Origin of the sequence: Paracoccus mutanolyticus, from assembly GCF_003285265.1 — a bacterium.
GTDB lineage: Bacteria > Pseudomonadota > Alphaproteobacteria > Rhodobacterales > Rhodobacteraceae > Paracoccus > Paracoccus yeei.
This window is the reverse complement of sequence record NZ_CP030239.1, coordinates 2,005,755-2,025,222: the sequence shown is the minus strand read 5'-3', so window position 1 is coordinate 2,025,222 and position 19,468 is coordinate 2,005,755. Positions and strand designations below refer to the sequence as shown.

General features: G+C 69.1%; 18 protein-coding genes and 4 pseudogenes. 12 read left to right on the top strand and 10 right to left on the bottom strand.

The genetic code is table 11. The annotated features are described in order from the left end of the window. Positions 1–88 precede the first annotated feature (88 nt). Together DPM13_RS10960 and DPM13_RS10955 are read left to right on the top strand one after the other, a co-directional pair. A pseudogene (locus DPM13_RS10960) lies at positions 89–1,885 on the top strand (DNA gyrase C-terminal beta-propeller domain-containing protein); the annotation flags it as partial. A gap of 51 nt (positions 1,886–1,936) precedes the next feature. Continuing rightward, the gene (locus DPM13_RS10955) at positions 1,937–3,046 is read left to right on the top strand and encodes an AI-2E family transporter (RefSeq protein WP_112888014.1); all 1,110 of its coding nucleotides are present in this window, start codon (positions 1,937–1,939) and stop codon (positions 3,044–3,046) included. A gap of 8 nt (positions 3,047–3,054) precedes the next feature. On the opposite strand, the gene DPM13_RS23140 is transcribed toward DPM13_RS10955, so the two are convergent. Both DPM13_RS23140 and DPM13_RS23135 read right to left on the bottom strand, forming a co-directional pair. After that, positions 3,055–3,573 carry a shikimate dehydrogenase family protein gene (locus DPM13_RS23140; protein ID WP_223251958.1) on the bottom strand — a complete coding sequence of 173 codons (519 nt, stop codon included), beginning with the start codon at positions 3,571–3,573 and terminating at the stop codon, positions 3,055–3,057. Positions 3,574–3,585: 12 nt separating this feature from the next. Then, on the bottom strand, positions 3,586–3,885 hold the full coding sequence (locus DPM13_RS23135; RefSeq protein WP_223251957.1) for a hypothetical protein: 300 nt from the start codon (positions 3,883–3,885) through the stop codon (positions 3,586–3,588). A gap of 143 nt (positions 3,886–4,028) precedes the next feature. On the opposite strand from DPM13_RS23135, the pseudogene DPM13_RS26035 reads away from it, so the two are divergent. Next, positions 4,029–4,145, top strand: a pseudogene (locus tag DPM13_RS26035) (LysR family transcriptional regulator); the annotation flags it as partial. A 161-nt stretch (positions 4,146–4,306) separates the two neighbouring features. Further along, positions 4,307–4,960: a LysR substrate-binding domain-containing protein gene (locus tag DPM13_RS10945; RefSeq protein WP_223251956.1), complete on the top strand. Its 654-nt coding sequence runs from the start codon at positions 4,307–4,309 to the stop codon at positions 4,958–4,960. A 52-nt stretch (positions 4,961–5,012) separates the two neighbouring features. On the opposite strand, the gene DPM13_RS10940 is transcribed toward DPM13_RS10945, so the two are convergent. Beyond that, on the bottom strand, positions 5,013–6,401 hold the full coding sequence (locus DPM13_RS10940) for an MFS transporter (RefSeq protein ID WP_198406690.1): 1,389 nt from the start codon (positions 6,399–6,401) through the stop codon (positions 5,013–5,015). Between the two features lie 328 nt (positions 6,402–6,729). Between DPM13_RS10940 and DPM13_RS10935 the strand changes: the two genes are divergently transcribed. The 4 genes and pseudogenes from DPM13_RS10935 to DPM13_RS10920 all read left to right on the top strand — a co-directional run bounded on the left by DPM13_RS10935 (position 6,730) and on the right by DPM13_RS10920 (position 9,842). Next, entirely contained in the window at positions 6,730–7,212 is a 483-nt protein-coding gene (locus DPM13_RS10935) for a low molecular weight protein-tyrosine-phosphatase (protein ID WP_112888013.1), read from the top strand. Positions 7,213–7,251: 39 nt separating this feature from the next. Beyond that, the gene (smpB, locus tag DPM13_RS10930; protein ID WP_028719910.1) at positions 7,252–7,722 is read left to right on the top strand and encodes an SsrA-binding protein SmpB; all 471 of its coding nucleotides are present in this window, start codon (positions 7,252–7,254) and stop codon (positions 7,720–7,722) included. 75 nt (positions 7,723–7,797) lie between these two features. Then, a pseudogene (sseA, locus tag DPM13_RS10925) lies at positions 7,798–8,657 on the top strand (3-mercaptopyruvate sulfurtransferase). Next, positions 8,658–9,842 (top strand): amino acid aminotransferase, encoded by a 1,185-nt coding sequence (locus tag DPM13_RS10920; protein WP_112888012.1) that lies wholly within the window; start codon positions 8,658–8,660, stop codon positions 9,840–9,842. Positions 9,843–9,894: 52 nt separating this feature from the next. On the opposite strand, the gene DPM13_RS10915 is transcribed toward DPM13_RS10920, so the two are convergent. The 4 genes from DPM13_RS10915 to ubiA form a co-directional block, all read right to left on the bottom strand. Continuing rightward, the gene (locus tag DPM13_RS10915) at positions 9,895–10,227 is read right to left on the bottom strand and encodes a hypothetical protein (RefSeq protein WP_028719913.1); all 333 of its coding nucleotides are present in this window, start codon (positions 10,225–10,227) and stop codon (positions 9,895–9,897) included. 22 nt (positions 10,228–10,249) lie between these two features. Further along, a complete protein-coding gene (locus DPM13_RS23125) occupies positions 10,250–11,278 on the bottom strand; it encodes an OmpA family protein (RefSeq protein WP_223251955.1) in 1,029 nt (342 codons plus the stop codon). A gap of 56 nt (positions 11,279–11,334) precedes the next feature. Then, a complete protein-coding gene (locus DPM13_RS23120) occupies positions 11,335–12,366 on the bottom strand; it encodes a BON domain-containing protein (protein WP_223251954.1) in 1,032 nt (343 codons plus the stop codon). Between the two features lie 62 nt (positions 12,367–12,428). Next, a complete protein-coding gene (ubiA, locus tag DPM13_RS10905) occupies positions 12,429–13,385 on the bottom strand; it encodes a 4-hydroxybenzoate octaprenyltransferase (RefSeq protein ID WP_112888011.1) in 957 nt (318 codons plus the stop codon). A gap of 15 nt (positions 13,386–13,400) precedes the next feature. Here ubiA and DPM13_RS10900 point away from each other — a divergent pair. Continuing rightward, positions 13,401–14,120: pseudogene (locus DPM13_RS10900) on the top strand (16S rRNA (uracil(1498)-N(3))-methyltransferase). A gap of 238 nt (positions 14,121–14,358) precedes the next feature. Next, on the top strand, positions 14,359–14,550 hold the full coding sequence (locus DPM13_RS10895; RefSeq protein ID WP_028719916.1) for a DUF1127 domain-containing protein: 192 nt from the start codon (positions 14,359–14,361) through the stop codon (positions 14,548–14,550). Between the two features lie 78 nt (positions 14,551–14,628). Here the strand turns inward: DPM13_RS10895 and DPM13_RS10890 are convergent, their stop codons facing one another. The 3 genes from DPM13_RS10890 to msrA are packed head-to-tail and all read right to left on the bottom strand — an operon-like array spanning position 14,629 to position 16,606. Beyond that, positions 14,629–15,108 carry a VOC family protein gene (locus DPM13_RS10890; protein WP_112888010.1) on the bottom strand — a complete coding sequence of 160 codons (480 nt, stop codon included), beginning with the start codon at positions 15,106–15,108 and terminating at the stop codon, positions 14,629–14,631. Continuing rightward, on the bottom strand, positions 15,105–16,022 hold the full coding sequence (locus DPM13_RS10885) for a 50S ribosomal protein L11 methyltransferase (protein WP_397244256.1): 918 nt from the start codon (positions 16,020–16,022) through the stop codon (positions 15,105–15,107). The genes DPM13_RS10890 and DPM13_RS10885 overlap by 4 nt, the downstream gene beginning before the upstream one ends. Further along, positions 16,022–16,606, bottom strand: coding sequence for a peptide-methionine (S)-S-oxide reductase MsrA (msrA, locus tag DPM13_RS10880; RefSeq protein WP_036762870.1), 585 nt, complete (start codon positions 16,604–16,606; stop codon positions 16,022–16,024). Before msrA ends, DPM13_RS10885 begins: the two co-directional genes overlap by 1 nt. A 125-nt stretch (positions 16,607–16,731) precedes the next feature. Here msrA and DPM13_RS10875 point away from each other — a divergent pair, with 125 nt between their 5' ends. Further along, positions 16,732–17,736: a P1 family peptidase gene (locus DPM13_RS10875; RefSeq protein WP_112888009.1), complete on the top strand. Its 1,005-nt coding sequence runs from the start codon at positions 16,732–16,734 to the stop codon at positions 17,734–17,736. A 234-nt stretch (positions 17,737–17,970) separates the two neighbouring features. After that, positions 17,971–19,443, top strand: coding sequence for an NAD-dependent succinate-semialdehyde dehydrogenase (locus DPM13_RS10870; RefSeq protein WP_112888008.1), 1,473 nt, complete (start codon positions 17,971–17,973; stop codon positions 19,441–19,443). The last annotated feature ends 25 nt before the right edge of the window (positions 19,444–19,468 follow it).

The window sequence follows — 19,468 nt, the reverse complement described above, 5'->3', positions numbered from 1 at the left end:
CGCCTCCGAGACCAGAAAGCGCGGGAAGATGATAGCACTTCCGATTCTGAACAGGATAGGACATCAGATCGTGAATTAACCCCACCCCTTTGGCGTGCGGGTCGTCATCGAACTCAAGCGCGACGCCACGGCCGAGGTGGTGCTGAACCAGCTGTTCCGCTTTACTGCCATGCAGACCAGCTTTGGCTGCAACATGCTGGCGCTGAACGGCGGCCGGCCGGAACAGCTGGCGCTGCGCGACTTCCTGACCCATTTCATCGCCTTCCGCGAAGAGGTCGTGGCGCGGCGCACCGCCTATGAGCTGCGCCGCGCCCGCGAACGGGCGCATGTGCTGTGCGGCCTGGCGGTCGCGGTGTCGAACGTCGACGAGGTGGTGGCCACCATCCGGTCCTCGGCCGACGCGGCCGAGGCGCGGGCACGCCTGATGGAGCGGCGCTGGCCGGCGCATGAGATCGTCGAATACCTGCGGCTGATCGACGACCCGCTGCACCCCGTGAACGAGGATGGCACCTACAACCTGTCCGAGACCCAGGCCCGCGCCATCCTGGAACTGCGCCTGCAGCGCCTGACGCAACTGGGTGTGCAGGAGGTCACGGACGAGCTGAAATCCCTGGCCGAGTCGATCCGCGACTATCTGGTGATCCTGGCGTCGCGCGACCGCATCATGGCGATCATCAGCGACGAATTGCGCGAGGTGCGCAGCCAGTTCGCCGTGCCGCGCCGGACCGAGATCACCGACTGGGCGGGCGATCTGGACGACGAGGACCTGATCGAGCGCGAGGACATGGTCGTCACCATCACCTCGGGCGGCTACATCAAGCGCACCGCGTTGGCCGAGTTCCGCAGCCAGCGGCGCGGCGGCAAGGGCCTGTCGGGCATGGCCACCAAGGAAGACGACGTGGTGACCACGCTGTTCGTCGCCAACACGCATACGGAACTGCTGTTCTTCACCACCGACGGCATGGTCTATCGGCTCAAGACCTGGCGCCTGCCGCTGGGCGGGCGCACCGCCAAGGGCAAGGCCATCGTCAACATCCTGCCGATCGACCCGGGCGTTTCCATCGCGGCACTGATGCCGGTCGATGCGCCCGAAAAGGACTGGGAGGACTATCAGGTCGTGTTCGCCACCTCGGACGGCGACGTGCGGCGCAATGCGCTGTCGGACTTCGCCAATGTCATGCGCAACGGCAAGATCGCCATGAAGCTGCCCGAAGGGGTCGAGCTGATCGGCGTGCGCATGGCGACGGCGGGCGACGACGTGATGCTGGTGACGGCGGCGGGCCGCGCGATCCGCTTCCCGACGACCGACGTGCGGGTCTTCAAGGGCCGCGATTCGACCGGCGTCCGGGGCATCCGGCTGGCCAAGGGCGACCGCGTGGTCAGCATGTCCGTCATCCGACATTTCGAGGCCGACCCGGCGGAACGCGCCGCCTATCTGAAGATGCGCCGCGCCGTGGCCGGTGCGCTGGACGACGGCGCCGAGGCGGACGAGGACGAGGAAGCCGTGGCCGAGGGCAGCGTGACCCAGGAACGCTATGCCGAGATGTCGGCGGCCGAGGACCTGATCCTGACCATCACCGCCAAGGGCTCGGGCAAGATCAGCTCCAGCCACGACTATCCGGTGCGCGGGCGCGGCGGCCAGGGCGTGATGGCGATGGACAAGGCCATGCGTGGCGGTGAACTGGTCGCAAGCTTCCCGGTCGAAGGCGACGACCAGATCATGCTGGCGACCTCGACCGGGCAGTCGATCCGGGTGCCTGTCGACGGGATCAGCTTCCGTTCGCGCTCTGCCGGCGGCGTGCGCGTCTTCAATACCGGAGAGGGCGAGACGGTGGTTTCCGTTGCCCGCATCGCCGAAAATGGCGAGGATGAGGCCGAGGCATAAGGACCGCCGGGGCAGACGGCCCCGGTCCCGCCAGCATCGTGAGGGACAGGATTGAAGGCACGCGACTCGCAGCTGAGCGAACGGTTGCAGACCGGCTTTCTGGGGGTCATCGCCTTTGGGCTGATTCTGGCGCTGCTGGTGCAGGCGCGCTTCATCCTGGTCTGCCTGGCCTTTGCCATCATCATCTTTTCGCTGACATCGGATGCGATATCGGCCTTTGCGCGGCTGAAGGTGCCCAACTGGCTGGCAACGACGCTGGCGCTGATCGCCATCACCGTGGGCGTCCTTTGGGCCGCGACCACGGTGGTGGGCCAGGTCAACGAGGTGGTGACGACCTCGATCGCCTATACCGACCGCGCGCAACGGGTGCTGGCCACGCTTAGCGAACGCTGGGGCCCCAAGGCGCAGGAAAACATCGCGACCTTCCTGGGCAACATCGACGTGGCGGGCTGGATCCGCTCGGCCGCGTCGCAGGCGTCGAACCTGATTTCCGGCTCGGTCCTGATCCTGACCTTCGTGGGCTTCATGTTCAGCGAACGGATCTGGTTCCCTGTCAAGGTCGAGCGGCTGACCGGCGACCCGGCCCGCGCCCAGCTTTGGCTGGACACGGTCCACACCATTATGCGGCGGGTGAACCGCTATCTGGTGGTCAAGACCGGGATCAGCGCCGTCACCGCCGGGCTGATCTGGCTGATCTTTCGCGGCGCCGGGCTTGAGCTTGCGGGCGCCATCGCCACGCTGACCTTCATCCTGAACTTCATCCCCACGCTCGGCTCGATCATCGCGACGGTCGTTACCGTGGCGATGGTGCTGGCGCAGACCGGCGACCCGGCGACCACGCTGGCGCTGGGCAGCCTGACGACGGTGGTGCATTTCGTCATCGGCAACATCTTCGACCCGATGCTGCTGGGCCAGACGCTGCGGCTGTCATCCTTTGGAATCGTGCTGGCGCTGGCCTTCTGGGGCGCGGTCTGGGGCATCGCCGGCACCTTCCTGGCGGTGCCGATCATGGTCGCGGTCATGATCGTCTGCGCCCGCATCCCCTGGCTGCGGCCCGTGGCCGTCATGCTGTCGCAGGAAGGCGTCCCCGAGGCCGAGCCGCCGTCGCGCCGGCTGCGGATGGCCACGGCCGGAACCGAGGCGTCCGCCCGGGACCCGTAGCGCCGCGATCAGTAGCGGATCGTCGCGTGGTCGCGCAGTTCCTGGACCGGCGGCTTGCCGAAGCCGAAGAAGTCCAGATAGGCCGGGATCTGTTCGAACAGCATGTCGGTCCCGACCTGATAGCGGCAGCCCTTGGCGGCGGCGGCGGCCAGAAAGGGCGTCATCTCGGATTTCATCACCACTTCGCCCACGAAGGTCGCGGGGTCGATGCGGTCCACGTCCATTGGCAGCGGGTCGTCCGCGTTCATTCCCAGGGGCGAGGCGTTGACCACGATGTCGAACCCGGCCGGGTCCTTCGATCCGGTCTGGACCGTCAGCTCGGGATAGGCGGCGCTCAGCCGCCCGGCCAGCGCCTCGGCACCGGCGGCATTCGGGTCGTAAAGCGCCAGCCGGGCCGCCCCGGCCTTGGCCAGCGAGGCCGCGATGGCAGACCCCACGCCGCCCGCGCCGACCACCAGGACCGAGGCGCCCGCGATCTGCTGGCCCTTGCCCAGCACGCCGCCGACAAAGCCTTCGCCGTCGAACATGTCGGCCTCGAGCTAGCCATCGTCGCCCAGCCGCAGCGCATTGGCCGAACCCGCGATCCGCGCCGTGACCGACACCCGGTCGGCCAGGGCCAGGTCGCCACCTGGCGGCATGGTGCCCTGCGCGCCGTGGATGTTCGACAGCCGGAACACCAGCGGCAGGAAGGCGGCGTAATCCTCGGGGCGGACGCCCATCGGCACCACCACGGCGTCGATGCCGCGATGCGCGAACCAAGGGTTATAGATCATCGGCGCCTTGAAGGTCGTCGTGGGATAACCCAGATGCGCGATCAGTTTCGTGGTTCCGCGGATCATGCCGTGCCCTCCTGAGGCTTGGTGCGCGAGCCCCCTGCCGCGCGACTTCGGCCCATGGATCGCAGGCCGGCTTCCTGCCGTCAAATATCCAAATTCGTCTGATCGTAACATCATGTTAACCTGCCACGGCAGGGGAGGGAATCATGAGCCAGCTGACCATCCGCCAGGTCGAGGTGATCCGCGCCGTCATGATGGCGGGCACCATCCAGGGGGCGGCGGAACTGTTGAACGTCTCGGCCCCCGGCGTGTCGCGGCTGGTGAAATATTCCGAGGAATCGCTGGGCATCCGCCTGTTCGACCGCAGGGGCGGGCTGTTCGTGCCGGCGGCCGAGGCGGCGTCGATCTTCGAGATGATCCACCAGGTGCATCGCCAGATGGACAATCGAAGGCGCGGTGCGGTCGCTGCGCCAGGAGCCAGGACGTGCGGCCGAGCTTCGCCTCGGCGCCCTCGATCGCGCAGTTCATCGCCGCGCGGGCGATCCGGGGCGTGCGGGCGCGGTTTCCCGACCTTTATATCGACCTCAACATCCTCAAGATCGAGGAAACCGTCGACTACCTGCTGCTGGACCGGGGCGAGTTCGTCATCATGAGTTCGGCGGTCGCCAACCCCGCGCTCAGCAGCGAGCCCCTGGCGACGGGACGGCTGGTCGTCATCGTGCCCGAAGGCCACCCTCTGGCCGAGCGGTCCGAGATCTCGGTCCGGGATCTGGCCGAGGAGGATTTCATCGGCATCGACCCCGAGGACCCTTACGGCGCGATCATCGCCCGCCCCTTCGTCGAGGCGGGGATCGCGCCGCGATACGCCATGCGCGGCCGCTTTGCCCAGACCCTGGTCAGCCTGGTGCGCCACGGCCTGGGCGTGTCGCTGATCGACGAGTTTTCCGTGGCCGAGGTCTATATGCCCGGCATCGTGCGCCGCCCCTTGGCCGAGCGCGCCGGCATCACCGCCTATGCGGTGACGCGCAAGGGCCGGCCGCTGTCGAGCTATGCCGAACTGGCCATCGACCGCTTTCGCCGCGAGATGGCCGCCGCCGTGGCGCGCGAAAGCTGGAGCGACAGCCCCGCGGCGGAATAGGAAAAGGCCCCGGCATCCCGGGGCCTTCCTGGTCTTGTAGGTGGCCGCGCCCTTAGCGGTTGGCCAGGGCCTCGGCGCGCAGGCGGTCGTATTCCGCCTTGGGGACGGGAACCGCGTTCGGCTTGCCCAGGTCCTCCATCCGCACCCGATAGGTTTCCCGGGCCGAAAAGGCCGCGGCGGCCGCGATGCAGGTGATGGCGAAGGCGATCGAGCCCACCACCAGCCACACGTTGGTCGAACCGGGCGGCGCCACGGTCGCGAACAGCGCCGGCAGCAGGGCCGTGATCGTGGTGCCGATGTTCTGCGAGATCGCCATCGACGACACCCGGGTCCGGGTCGGGAACAGTTCGGGATAGAAGCTGGGGAAGACCGCGTTGTAGCCCTGATAGACGACGCCCCACATCAGCAGCGACATCAGGATCGCCAGCGGCACCGAATGGATCGAGATGGCATAGAGATAGCCGAAGGCCAGCAGGCCCGAGCCCAGCGCGCCGACGATGATGGGCGGGCGGCGGCCGATCTTGTCCGACAGGTTGCCGACCAGCGGGATCACCAGGCAGGCCAGGATGTTGCCCATGACCGGGATCCACAGGTAGACGTCCTTGTGGAAGCCGACGCCATAGGCCGCCTGCACCGCATAGGCCGCGCCGAAGACGGTGGCGACGACCGGGATCGTGTTCATCAGCGCCATGCAGATCACCCGGATCATGTCGGGCCAGCCGGTCTGGATCGCCTCGATCACCGGGGATTTCGGCTTGGTGTGGCTTGCCTCTTCCTTCTGGAAGGCAGGCGTCTCCTGGACCTCGCGGCGGATGATCCAGCCGGCGATGATGACGACGAAGCTCAGCAGGAACGGGATGCGCCAGCCCCAGCTGTTGAAGGCGTCGTCGGGCATGAAATGGGCCAGCGGCAGGAAGACGGCGGCGGCCAGGATCTGGCCGGCCTGCACGCCCTGCAGCGTGAAGCTGGCGAAAAAGCCCCGCCGGCCGAAGGGCGCGTGTTCCAGCACCATCGAGCTTGCGCCCGAGATCTCGCCCGCGACGGCAAAGCCCTGCACCAGGCGCAGGATCACCAGCAGGATCGGCGCCAGGATGCCCACCTGCTGATAGGTCGGCAGCAGGCCGACCAGCAGGGTCGAGATGCCCATCAGGAACATGCACAGGATCAGCACGTTCTTGCGGCCATGGGTGTCGCCCCAGTGGCCCAGCACGAAGGCGCCGATGGGGCGGGCGACATAGCCCACGCCATAGGTGGCCAGCGAGGCGATGATCGCCACGCGCGGGTTTTCGGACGGAAAGAAGATCTGCGGGAAGACCAGCGAAGCGGCCGTCGCGTAGATGAAGAAGTCGTAATATTCCAGGGCCGATCCGATCCAGCCGCTGGCCGCGGCCTTGCTGGACTGGCTTGTGTCCCTGGTTTCGCCCATCGACGAAGCGCTCATGTGAAACCTCCCTGATGTGGCGCCGCCTGGTCCCCCGCGCGCCGGATCACTGGCGTCAGAAATCCGTCAAACAGGCCCTTACGTCAAATATCATGTTTCACGAGATCGTAACATGATGTTAATTTTCATGCGCCAAACCCAGGCCCGAGGCATGGCGCACAGCCGCTTGCCGCGCCGGCGCCAGACGCCTGATCGCGCGGTCGGCGGCAGTCCGCCTTCGGGGCCGGAACGGCCGCCGCGTCGAACGTCGCCCTCTCTTTGCCTTGGGGGCGGTCTGGGCTAGCTTGCGCCGGTTGGGGCAGGTCTTGCCCGTGGTAAGAGGTTAATCATGGACCGTCCGTCGGTGCTCTTCGTCTGTCTGGGCAATATCTGCCGCTCTCCGCTTGCCGAAGGGGTCATGCGCGAAGCCGCCGAGCTTCGCGGGATCGAGGTGCGAATCGATTCGGCCGGGACCGGCGACTGGCATGTCGGGTCCGAACCCGACCGGCGCGCCCAAGCGGTGGCGGCGCGCCACGGCATCAACATTTCGCGCCTGCGCGCGCGCCAGGTCAGGCCCGACGACTTCCGCAGCTTCGACCACATCGTCGCGATGGACAATGAAAACCTGGCCGGGCTGCGGGCCGTGGCCCCTTCCGATGCGCGGGCCCGGCTGTCCCTGCTGATGGACCATGTCCCCGGCCGCGAAGGCCAGCCCGTCGCCGACCCCTATTTCGGCGATGCGGCCGGGTTCGACGCGACCTGGCAGGACGTGACCCTGGGGGTCGAGGCGCTGCTGGAACGGCTGGCCGGGGAAATGGCCGGGGGGCGCTGACTTTACTTTGCGGGGCCCGCCCCCTATCTCTGCCCGATCATGGCCACGAAATCCGATCCCAATTACAAGATCATCGCCGAAAACCGCCGGGCGCGGTTCGATTACTTCATCGAAAGCGACCTCGAGGTCGGCATCGTCCTGACCGGCTCCGAGGTGAAATCCCTGCGCACGGGCCAGTCGAACATCGCCGAAAGCTATGCCTCGGTCGAGGGGGGCGAGCTGTGGCTGATCAACGCCTATATCGCCGCCTACAAGCAGGCCGGCGTCTTTGGCCACGAAGAACGGCGGCGGCGCAAGCTGCTGGTGTCGCGCAAGGAACTGGCGCGGCTGTGGCAGGCCATCGGGCGCGAGGGGATGACGCTGGTGCCGCTGGTCATGTATTTCAACGACCGTGGCATGGTGAAGCTGAAGATCGGCGTCGCCAAGGGCAAGAAAAACCACGACAAGCGCGAAACCGACGCCAAGCGCGACTGGAACCGCCAGAAACAGCGGCTTCTGAAGCAGGGCTAGACCTTCCGACCATTGCAGGGGCCTGCCCCGCCGGTTACATGGGGGGCGCTTTCGCGTCTACCGGAGGGAGGGGCCATGACCACCGATTCAGACGATCCCAGGACGCTGGTCTCGACCGCATGGCTGGCGGCGCATCTGAACGATCCCGACCTGCGGGTGATCGACGCGACATGGTTCCTGGAACCCGGCCGCGACGCCCGCGCGGAATACGAGGCCGCCCATATCCCCGGCGCGCGGTTCTTTGACCTGGACGCCATCGCCGACGGCCGCAGCGGCCTGCCGCACATGGCCCCCCAGCCCGAGATGTTCGTCAGCCGGATGCGCGCCATGGGCATCGGCGACGGCCATCAGGTCGTGGTCTATGACAATTCGCCGGTGCATTCGGCGGCGCGGGTCTGGTGGACCTTCCGCCTGATGGGCAAGCAGGATGTCGCGGTGCTGGACGGCGGGCTTGCCAAATGGCTGGCCGAGGGCCGCGAGACCGAGGACATGCCCCCCGTCCTGCGCGACCGCCACATCACCGTGCAGCGCCAGGCGGGGCTGGTGCGCGACGTGACCCAGGTCGCCGCCGCCAGCAAGCTTGGCAGCCACGAGATCGTCGATGCGCGGGGCGAGGCGCGCTTTCGCGGCGAGGCGCCCGAGCCGCGCGCCGGCCTGCGTCGGGCCATATCCCGGGCGCGCGCAACCTGCCCTTCGGCCGGCTGTTTCGCGACGACGGCACGATGAAGGACCCCGACGCGCTGCGCGCCGAATTCACCGCCGCCGGGGTCGACCTGACGCGGCCGGTCATCACCACCTGCGGATCGGGCGTGACCGCGGCCATCCTGTTCCTGGCGCTCGACCGGATCGGGCACCGGGACCATTCGCTTTACGACGGAAGCTGGGCCGAATGGGGCAGCTTCCCGGACCTTAAAATCGCAACCGGAGATGCGTGAATGCTGGGCAATCTGAAACCGCAGGCCCCCGACAAGATCCTGGCCCTGATGGGCGAGTTCAAGGCCGATCCCCGCCAGGGCAAGATCGACCTGGGCGTGGGCGTCTACAAGGATGCGACCGGCCACACCCCCATCATGCGCGCCGTCCGCGCCGCCGAGAGCCGCATGCTGGAAACCGAAACGACCAAGACCTATGCCGGCCTCGCCGGCGAGCCCGAGTTCCAGAAGGCCATGGCCGAACTGATTCTGGGCGACGGCTACAAGGCCGAGACCACCGCCGCGCTGGCGACCGTCGGCGGCACCGGCGCGATCCGGCAGGCGCTGGAACTGGCGCGGATGGCGAACCCGGACCTGCGGGTCTTCGTCAGCGATCCGACCTGGCCGAACCACATCTCGATCATGAACTTCATGGGCCTGCCGCAGGTCAGCTACCGCTATTTCGACACCGACACCCGCGGCGTCGATTTCGAGGCGATGAAGGCCGACATCTCGGATGCGAAAAAGGGCGACGTGGTGCTGCTGCACGGCTGCTGCCACAACCCGACCGGCGCCAACCTGACGCTGGAGCAATGGGCCGAGGTCGCCGCGATCCTGGAAAAGACCGGCGCGACGCCCCTGATCGACCTGGCCTATCAGGGCTTCGGCGACGGGCTGGAAGAGGACGCGGCCGGCACCCGGCTGATCGCATCCCGCATCCCCGAGGTGCTGATCGCGGCATCGTGCAGCAAGAACTTCGGCATCTATCGCGAACGCACCGGCTGCCTTCTGGCGCTGTGCACCGACAAGGCGACCAAGGACCTGGCGCAGGGCGCGATGGCCTTCCTGAACCGCCAGACCTATTCCTTCCCGCCCTTCCACGGCGCCAAGATCGTCTCGACCATCCTGACCGACGCCGATCTGCGCGCCGACTGGATGGCAGAGCTTGAGGAAGTGCGGGGCGGCATGCTGAAGCTGCGCGAGCAGCTGGCCCGCGAACTGCGCGACCTGTCGGGCTCGGATCGCTTCGGCTTCATCGCCGAACACCGCGGCATGTTCTCGCGCCTGGGCGCCACGCCCGAGCAGGTCGCCCGGATGAAAGAGGACTTCGGCATCTACATGGTGGGCGATTCGCGGCTGAACATCGCCGGACTGAACGAGTCCACCATCCCGGTCCTCGCCCGCGCCATCATCGAAGCGGGCGTCTGACGCCCTGCGGTGCGGGCCGCCGCCGCAAGGCCGGCGGCCCGTTTCCTGCCGGTCAGGACCGGGGGCCCAGCTTGCGCTCGATATAGGCGCGCAGGTCCTCGATCTCGGCGCGGGCCTCCTTCAGCGCATCCTGCGCGGCACTCGCCTCGGCCTCGACGGCGCCCAGCCGGGCGACCAGGTCCGCCTCGCGCGCCTCCAGCGTGCCAATCGCGCGGTCGCGCGCGTCTTCGGCATCGTGCAGCTGCCGGGCCATGCCCTCCAGCGCGCCCAGGTCGGCCTTGCTGCTGCGGCCCAGGCGATGGACCACCCAGCTTGCGAACCAGCCCAGCAGGAAGGCCGCGAACAGGATGATCGCGGTCGCGATGATGAATTCGTTGCGGTTCATGGCCGGTCCTTTCCGCTGATCCTCATTCCGCCGCCCCTTCGCCGTGCGCCTCGCCATTGTCGGGGAAGGCCGCCTCGATCGCGGGGACGGTCAGCGCGTCGATCACCTGCAGCGAGATGGCCCCCTGCACCGCCGCCAGCGCCGGCTCGGACGCGGCGGCGATCGCGGGGGGCAGTGCGGGCGCAGGGTCGGGGCGCAGCACCGGCGCCAGGGCCCCGGTCGCGGCGGCCAGCGCGGCCTGTTCCGCACGGGCCCGCACGACCTCGGGCGCGTCGGTCACGCCCGCCACGGTGCGGGCGGGAGCGGGCGGTTCGCGCACCACGGGTTCGTCGGCAGTCAGCGTGAACTCGATCCGGCGGTTCGCCTCGCGCCCGGCCTCGGTGTCGTTGTCGGCAACCGGGCGGCTTTCGCCATAGCCGCGCACCGTCATGTTCGACACATCCACGCCATGCGCGCGCATCGCCTCGAACACGGCCTGGGCGCGCGCCCGCGACAGTTCGGCGTTCAGCTCCTCGGACCCCTGGGCATCGGTATGGCCGCCCAGTTCGATGCGGTATTCGGCGCAGTCGGCCATGATCGCGGCGATGCGGTCCAGCGTCGGGCTCGGGTCGCCCGCGATGACCGAGCGGCTGGGCTCGAACCCGATCTCGGATTCGCGCATGGCCGCGTTCAGCCCGTCCACGCATTCCACCCCCGACGGCAGGCCCAGCACCGGGTCCAGCCGCCGGTCATAGCGGATCGCCAGTTCATAGCGGGCGCCGGCGCCCAGCCGCTCGGCCAGCCGCGCCGCCGCATTGTCCGAGGCGGTCTGGCTGCCCGCCACCCCGGTGATGCGGATCAGGTCGGGCGAGACGGTGGCCCGCCCCCGGTCGAGCCCGCCCATCGCCTCGAGCGCGGCAATGGCGCGCAAGGTCCAGCCCTCCGGCAGGTCGTCGTCCAGCCGCAGGGCGCTGTCCACGTCGCCAAAGCGGGCGCGGGCCAGGCTTTCGACCGCCTCGCGCATCCGCGCATCCGCCACGCGGCCGCGCAGCGACACGGTGCCGGCGTTCACCGTGGCCAGGAACTCGGCCGGGCCCTGCGGCAGGGCGGCCTTCTCATGCTCGGCGGTCAGGGCGAAGCCCTCGGGTAGCGCGGCCTGCAGGCGGCCCGCCGCCCTGTCGAATTCGGCGGCCGGGACCGAGGCCGGGACGAACAGCGCGACATCGGCATCCGACAGCGTGACCGCCCCCGCCCCCAGCGCATCGACCGCCGAATGCCCGCGACGGCGGCCTGCGCCCAGTCGGGGCTTGGCGCCCCCAGGCCCAGCGTGCAGCGCGGCGTCCCCGCGATGCCGGCGCGGGTTCCGGCCGTCAGGATCGCGTCCCGTGCCGTTTCGCTGTCGGCGGCGCAGGCGTCGAAGCGCGCCCCCGCCATGTCCTTGACGAAGCGCAGGGTAAAGGGGGCGATGACGGGCCGCGGCGCGGTCACGTCCAGGTCCAGCGCGACACCCTGGGGCCTGGCGCGGTTCAGCGCGGCTTCCAGATCGGCCCGGGCGCCGGCGCTGTCGGTGACGGCGCGCACCACGACCCGGCCCGGCGCCACCGAGACCTTGGCGCGCGGCGCAAGCTGGGTGGCCCGCAGCCCAAAGGCCAGCGCATCGTCCCAGCCGGGCGGGACGGGATAATCCGCCGTCTCGACCAGGTCCGAGACGGGCTTGCCGCCCGTGGCGCGCCGCAGCCCCGCCACCAGCGCGGCACGGTCCTGGGCGCGGGGCAGAAGCCCCAGCACCGACACGCCATCGTCATTGCGCAAAAGCTCGATCCCGAAATCCGGCGGCTCCAGCGCGGCGCGGGCGGCGACCTCGATGTCGTCGACGACGCGGCCCGGCTGGACGACGGCCTCGGCCCGGGACTTGGCGCGGAACCGCTGCACCTCGTCGGGCGCGGTGCCGGTCAGGCGCACGATCAGCCCATCCGTCGAAACCCGAGCCCAGTCGAACCCGCCGCCCGCCATGGCCTGCGCGACATCGGCGGCCGAGCGCGTCTCGATGAAGTCGGCGGCCTCGCGTGCGGCCAGATAGGAAAGGCCGCCGGCGGCGGCAAGCGCGATCAGGCTGGCGGCGGCCACGGCGCGGCCGCGGCGGCGTTCTGGATTGGCCATCAGGGGGACCTTAGGGCTGTTTCCGGTTGGGCGGGTCTAAACCCAAGCGCCCCGCTGTGCAATCAGACCAGCCCCGCCACGGCCAGCCCCAGGGCCATCAACAATCCGGCATCGCGATTTGAACGGAACAGCCGCAGGCAGCCCCGAGGGTCGTCCATGTCAAAGCGCCGCAGTTGCCAGGCCAGGTGCGCGGCAAAACCCGCGATGCCGACCAGCGCGACCAGCAGCGCCAGACCGTCCGGGCGCGCGGCCAGCACCGCCAGCACCAGCAGCGCCACGGCCCCCGCGCCAAAGCCCGCCAGCCAGCGCCGCGAATCGCGGCCGAACAGGCGCGCGGTCGACTTGACGCCGATCAGCGCATCGTCCTCGGCGTCCTGGTGGGCATAGATGGTGTCGTAAAAGATCGTCCAGCAGATCCCCGCCAGCCAGGCCAGCACCGGCGCGGGCGCGACATTGCCCATATGCGCGGCCCAGGCCAGCAGCGCCCCCCAGTTGAAGGCCAGCCCCAGGAACACCTGCGGCCACCAGGTGAAGCGCTTGGCGAAGGGATAGATCGCGACCAGCGCCAGCGAGGCGACGCCCAGCCAGATCGCCGCCGGCCCCAGCGTCAGCAGGATGACGAAGCCCGCCAGCGACTGCGCCACCACCCACAGCGCCGCGCCCCGCACCGTCACCTGTCCCGAGGGGATGGGCCGCGACCGCGTCCGCGCCACCTTGTCGTCGATGTCGCGGTCGGTGATGTCGTTCCAGGTGCAGCCCGCGCCCCGCATCAGGATCGCGCCCAGGCCGCAGGCGACGGCGATCCACAGGTCGCGCCACAGGGGCGCGTCGGCGATCATGGCCAGCCCGATCCCCCACCAGCAGGGCAGCAGCAGCAGCCAGGTGCCGATGGGCCGATCGGCGCGCGACAGGCGCAGCCAGGGTCTCCAGCCCGGCGGGGCATGGCGGTCCACCCAGTTGTCGGGGGGCGCGTCGGCGACGCTGCGATGCGCCTCTGGCGTCAGGCGGTCGGTCTGCATAAGCTGCGCCCCATCATGGCGAAAATCAGGCTTTTCATAGATCACCCACTGGCCCAAGGACAAGGCGTCGCGCTGACGCCCGATCAGGTGCATTACCTGGGCTCGGTCATGCGGCAGGGTCCGGGGGACGCGCTGCTGGTCTTCAACGGGCGCGACGGCGAATGGCTGGCGCGGATCGAGCGGCTGGCCAAGCGCGGCGGCGACCTGGTGGCGTTGCGGCAGACCGCGCCGCAACGAAACCCGCCCGACCTGTGGCTGCTGTTCGCGCCGATCAAGAAGGCGCGCACCGATTTCATCGTGGAAAAGGCGGCCGAAATGGGCGCCGCGCGCATCGTCCCGGTGCAGACCGACCACACCAATTCCGAACGCATCCGCCAGGACCGCCTGCAAGCCCATGCCGTCGAGGCGGCCGAGCAATGCGGCGGCACCTTCGTCCCCGAGGTGGCCGACCTGACGCCCTTGGGCCGCCTGCTGGACGGCTGGGACCCGCCCGGCGCATCCTGTGGGCGGACGAGGCGCTGGCCGGTCCCGCAGCCACCCTGGCCGCCCTGCCCCGCGGCCCCTGGGCCATCCTGATCGGTCCCGAAGGCGGCTGGTCCGAATCGGAACGCGCCCGGTTGGCGGCGTCTGGCGCATGTCACGCGGGTCTCTCTGGGGCCCCGGATCCTGCGCGCGGACACGGCGGCCGTTGCGTCACTTGCCTTGTGGCAGGCCGCCCTGGGCGATTGGGGCTGATGGGGTTGCGCGATTTCGCCGCAATCCCGTGCCGCTTTTCGCGCGCCAAGCGTCGGTTTCTTGCAGAATCGGCCCCGGAAAACCCGTTTGACACAAAAACTTAATGATAACGGCGCCTTATGCATGCGCTGCATGGCTGCAATGCCCGCACGGACGTAGAGTTTCCAAACTGCCCGAACTATATGCTTGTGCATCAGACAACGCCCCAAGGCGGGGCACTTTCAAGCAGGTGAAAACTATGTCGGCGATTGACACGAACCGCGTCCATGGCGGGGCGGGATCTTTCGGTATTGGCTCGATCTTCGCGGCGCTGGCCGCGTGGAATGACGCGCGCGTGACGAAGAACGCGCTGAGCCGTCTCACGGACCGCGAGCTGGACGATATCGGTCTGTGCCGCGGCGATATCGACCGGATCGCGCACGCCCGCTGATTTGGCGGAAATGATGCGAAACAGGCCCCCTCGGGACGATCCCGGCGGGGCCTTTTTCATGCCCGCCGCCCTGGCGCGTCAGCCCCGGCGCGCGGCCTCGATTGCGGCCACGTCGATCTTGCGCATGTCCATCATGGCGACGAAGGCGCGCCGCGCCTCGTCCCCGCCGGCGGACAGCGCCTCGCTAAGCGCCCGGGGCGTGATCTGCCAGGAGATGCCCCAGCGGTCCTTGCACCAGCCGCATTCGCTTTCCTGCCCGCCGTTGCCGACGATGACGTTCCAGTAGCGGTCGGTTTCCGCCTGGTCCTCGGTCGTGACCTGGAACGAGAACGCCTCGCTGTGGCGAAAGCTCGGCCCGCCGTTCAGCCCCAGGCAGGGGATGCCCAGCACGGTGAAGCGCACCGTCAGCACGTCGCCCGCGCGGCCCGACGGAAAATCGGCCGGGGCGCGGACGATCTCGTCCACGGCGCTGTCGGGAAAGGTTTCGGCGTAAAACCGCGCCGCCTGTTCCGCCTCGCGGTCGAACCACAGGCAGATCGTGTTTTTGGCAATGCTCATCCGGTTCCTCCCTCAGGTTCGGGTCCACATTCCCCGAGGGACCGACCGGACCTAGCCGCGCCGCACCACCAGGGTCGTCCATTCGCCGTGATCCTCGCGCGTCTCAAGCGCAAGCCCCCCGCGGCATAGGCCGCGACCACCGCGTCGGCCTGGGTCGCCAGGATCCCCGACAGGATCGCATGGCCGCCCGGTGCGACATAGCGCGCCATGTCCGGCACCAGGTCGATCAGCGGCTGCTTCAGGATATTGGCGAAGACCAGGTCGAAGGGCGCCGCGCCCTCGATCAGCGGATGGTCGAAGCCCACGGCCTCGACACATTCGACGCGGCCCAGCAGGCCGTTCGCGATGACATTGGCGCGCGCCACGTCGACCGCCTGCGGGTCGATGTCGCCCGCCAGCACGATCACCGGAAAGACCCGCGCCGCCGCCATAGCCAGGACCGCGGTGCCGCAGCCCACGTCGACGATGCGCCGGGGCTGGAAGCCTTCGGACACCAGCCGGTCCAGCGCCAGCAGGCAGCCCCGCGTGGTGGCGTGGTGCCCGGTGCCGAAGGCCATCGCCGCCTCGATCAGCAGCGCCTCGGCGCCCTCGGGCACGCGGTCGGCGTCATGGCTGCCGTGGACGAAGAAGCGCCCCGCCTCGACCGGCGAGAGTTCGCGCCGGACATGGGCGACCCAGTCCACCTCGGGCAGTTCCGACAGGACGAAAGGGTCGGCCCCCCAGGCCGCCGCCATCAGCGCAAGCGCCAACTCGTCGGGCCTTTCGGTGAAATACGTCCCACCTCCCAGCGGCCGCGGCCGTTCTCGATCTCGAAGTGCCGGTGCCCTCGCGCTCGGCGGACGAGGTCTCTCGGCCATCGCTCGGGCCTGTCCGCCGCGCCCGGCGGTCTGGGTCAGCGCGGTCCAGGTGGACATCAGTTCTCCTCGGCGGGGCTTGTGAGGGGCGCCTCTACGCCGGTGCCGCGCAAGCCGCAATAGCCGTCGGGATAGCGGTCCAGATATTGCTGGTGATCCTCCTCGGCCGGATAGAAGGGCGCGGCCGGCAGGATCTGGGTGGTGATCGCGGGATAGCCCTCGACCGCGAGGCGGTTGTTGTAATCGGCCTTGCTGAGTTCCGCCGCCGCCCGCTGGCTGTCGGTGAAATACATGATCAGGCTGCGATACTGGCTGCCGACGTCGTTGCCCTGCCGATTGCCCTGGGTCGGGTCGTGGTTTTCCCAGAACACCTGCAGCAGCCGTTCATAGCTGATGCGCGAACTGTCATAGACCACGCGCACCACCTCGGCATGGCCGGTCGTGCCGGAACAGACCTGCTTGTAGGTCGGGTTCTCGACCGTGCCGCCGGCGAAGCCGACCTCGGTCAGCCAGACGCCGTCAAGCTGCCAGAACAGGCGCTCGACCCCCCAATAGCAGCCCATGCCGAAAATCGCCTGGTCGAAGCCCTTGGGGATCTCGCCGTCCATCGGGCGGCCGAAAATGCGGTGGATGGGGGCTGTCATGGGTCGTCTCCCTTTGGAAAGCGGTTGCAGTCAATCTAGGCGCGGGCCTAGCGTCCTGCAACGCCGCCGCCCGTGACAACACGCAGGGGTCGTCCCCGGTTCGGGCGCCAGGGAAAGGAAACGCCATGCAGGCCGGATCGCGGAACCTGATCACCGATGTCGCGGGGCTGCTCGTCGGCAATGCGCGCGACGACCGGCTGCGGTCGGGCGTGAGCGTGCTGACGGCGGACCGCCCCCTGGCCTGCGGCGTCCATGTCATGGGCGGCGCGCCGGGCACGCGGGAAACCGACCTGCTGGCGCCCGACCGGCTGGTCGGCGGCGTCGATGCGCTGGTGCTGTCGGGCGGCTCGGCCTTCGGGCTGGCGGCCTGCGACGGGGTGGCGGGCGGCCTGCGCGCCCTGGGCCGGGGCTTTGCGGTCGGCCCGGTGCGGGTCCCGATCGTGCCCGGCGCGATCCTGTTCGACCTGCTGAACGGCGGCGACAAGGATTGGGCCGAGAACCCCTATCCGGCGCTCGGCCGGGCGGCGCTGGCAGCAGTTGGCCCCGATTTCGCCCTGGGCAGCGAAGGCGCGGGCACCGGCGCAATGACGCATCGCTGGAAAGGCGGGCTCGGCTCGGCCTCGGCGGTGCTGGATTGCGGGGTGACGGTGGGGGCGCTGGTCGCGGTCAATGCGCTGGGGTCGGTGACGGCACCCAGCGGGCAGTTCTGGGCCGCGCCCTGGGAGATCGGCGACGAGTTCGGGGGCCTGGGCCTGTCCGGCCCCTTCGACGGCGGGGCCGAGCCGGCGATGGCCAAGCGCCTGGGCGAGGCCACGACGATTGCCATCATCGCGACCGACGCAGGCCTGGACAAGGCCGGGCTGACGCGGCTGGCCACCGCCGCCCATGACGGCATGGCCCGCGCCATCGTCCCCAGCCACACGCCCCATGACGGCGACCTGGTCTTTGCCGTCTCGACCGGCGCCCACCCCCTGCCCGATCCGGCGCTGACGCCGTTCCTGCTGGGCCATGCCGCGGCCTGTACGCTGGCCCGCGCCATCGCCCGGGGTGTCTGCGAGGCCGAGGCGCGTCCGGGCGATCTGCAGCCGTGCTGGAGCGCGCGGCAGGGGGGCTCTGCCCCCCACGCCTGACGGCGTGCCCCCCGGGATATTGGGGCACGAAAGAAAATGGGGCGGCAGGAGAGAGATCCGCCGCCCCGCAGTCTGATACGCCAAGAGGGAAAACCTGACGATATCTGGTGAACGCGCGCGGGCGGCCGGGGGCTCCATCACATTTTCCGTGATCGGGGGCGGCGCGCCTTGGGCTTGCCTTCGCGGGCCGAACGCGCAAGCCTGCCGGCGACCCGAGAACCAAGGAGCACGGCCATGACCCGACATGCCACCGACCTGGGGATGCTTCTGAAAGACCCCTCGCTTTTGCAGACCCGCGCCTATGTCGCGGGCGAATGGATCGACGCCGCGGACGGCGCGACCTTTGACGTGGTGAATCCCGCGCGTGGCGACGTGATCGCGCGGGTGGCCGACCTGTCGCGCGCCGAGGTCGGTCGCGCCATCGCCGCCTCGGCCCAGGCCATGAAGGGCTGGGCCGCCCGCACCGCCAAGGACCGCGCCCAGGTCCTGCGCAACTGGTTCGACCTGATGATGGCGAACCAGGACGACCTGGGCCGCATCATGACCGCCGAACAGGGCAAGCCGCTGGCCGAGGCCAAGGGCGAGATCGCCTATGCCGCGAGCTTCATCGAATGGTTCGGCGAAGAGGCCAAGCGCATCTATGGCGAGACGATCCCCGGCCACCTGCCCGACAAGCGGCTGACCGTGATCCGCCAGCCAATCGGGGTGGTGGGCTCGATCACGCCCTGGAACTTCCCGAATGCCATGATCACCCGCAAATGCGGCCCGGCGCTGGCGGCGGGCTGCGGCTTCGTTGGCCGGCCCGCGGCGGAAACGCCGCTGTCCGCGCTGGCGCTGGCGGTGCTGGCCGAACGCGCCGGCGTGCCCAAGGGGCTGTTCAGCATCGTGACCTCGTCGCGGTCCTCGGACATCGGCAAGGAGTTCTGCGAGAATCCGCTGATCCGCAAGCTGACCTTCACCGGCTCGACCGAGGTTGGCCGCATCCTGCTGCGCCAGGCTGCCGACCAGGTGCTGAAATGCTCGATGGAACTGGGCGGCAACGCGCCCTTCATCGTCTTCGACGACGCCGATCTGGATGCGGCGGTCGAGGGCGCCATGGCCTCGAAGTTCCGCAACAACGGCCAGACCTGCGTCTGCGCCAACCGGTTCTATGTCCAGGCCGGGGTCTATGACGCCTTTGCCAGGAAGCTGGCGGCGGCGGTCGACGAGCTGCGCGTCGGCGACGGGCTGAGCGAGGACGTCACGACCGGCCCGCTGATCAACGCCAAGGCCGTCGAGAAGGTCGAGGAGCATATCCAGGACGCGCTGGACGGCGGCGCCACCATCGTCACCGGCGGCAAACGCAAGGAGGGGCTGTTCTTCGAGCCCACCGTGGTGACGGGGATCACCGATTCCATGAAGGTCTCGACCGAGGAGACCTTCGGGCCGCTCGCGCCGCTGTTCCGCTTCGACACCGAAGACGAGGCGATCGCGCGCGCCAACGACACGATCTTCGGCCTCGCCGCCTATTTCTACGCCCGCGACATCGGCCGGGTGATCGCGTGTGCGGAGGCGCTGGAATACGGCATGGTCGGCGTCAACACCGGCATCATCTCGACCGAGGTCGCCCCCTTCGGCGGGGTCAAGCAGTCGGGCCTGGGACGCGAAGGCTCGCGCCACGGGATCGAGGATTACCTGGAGATCAAATACATCTGCCTGTCGATCTGACGAAGAACCCCGGGCGGCGTGCCCG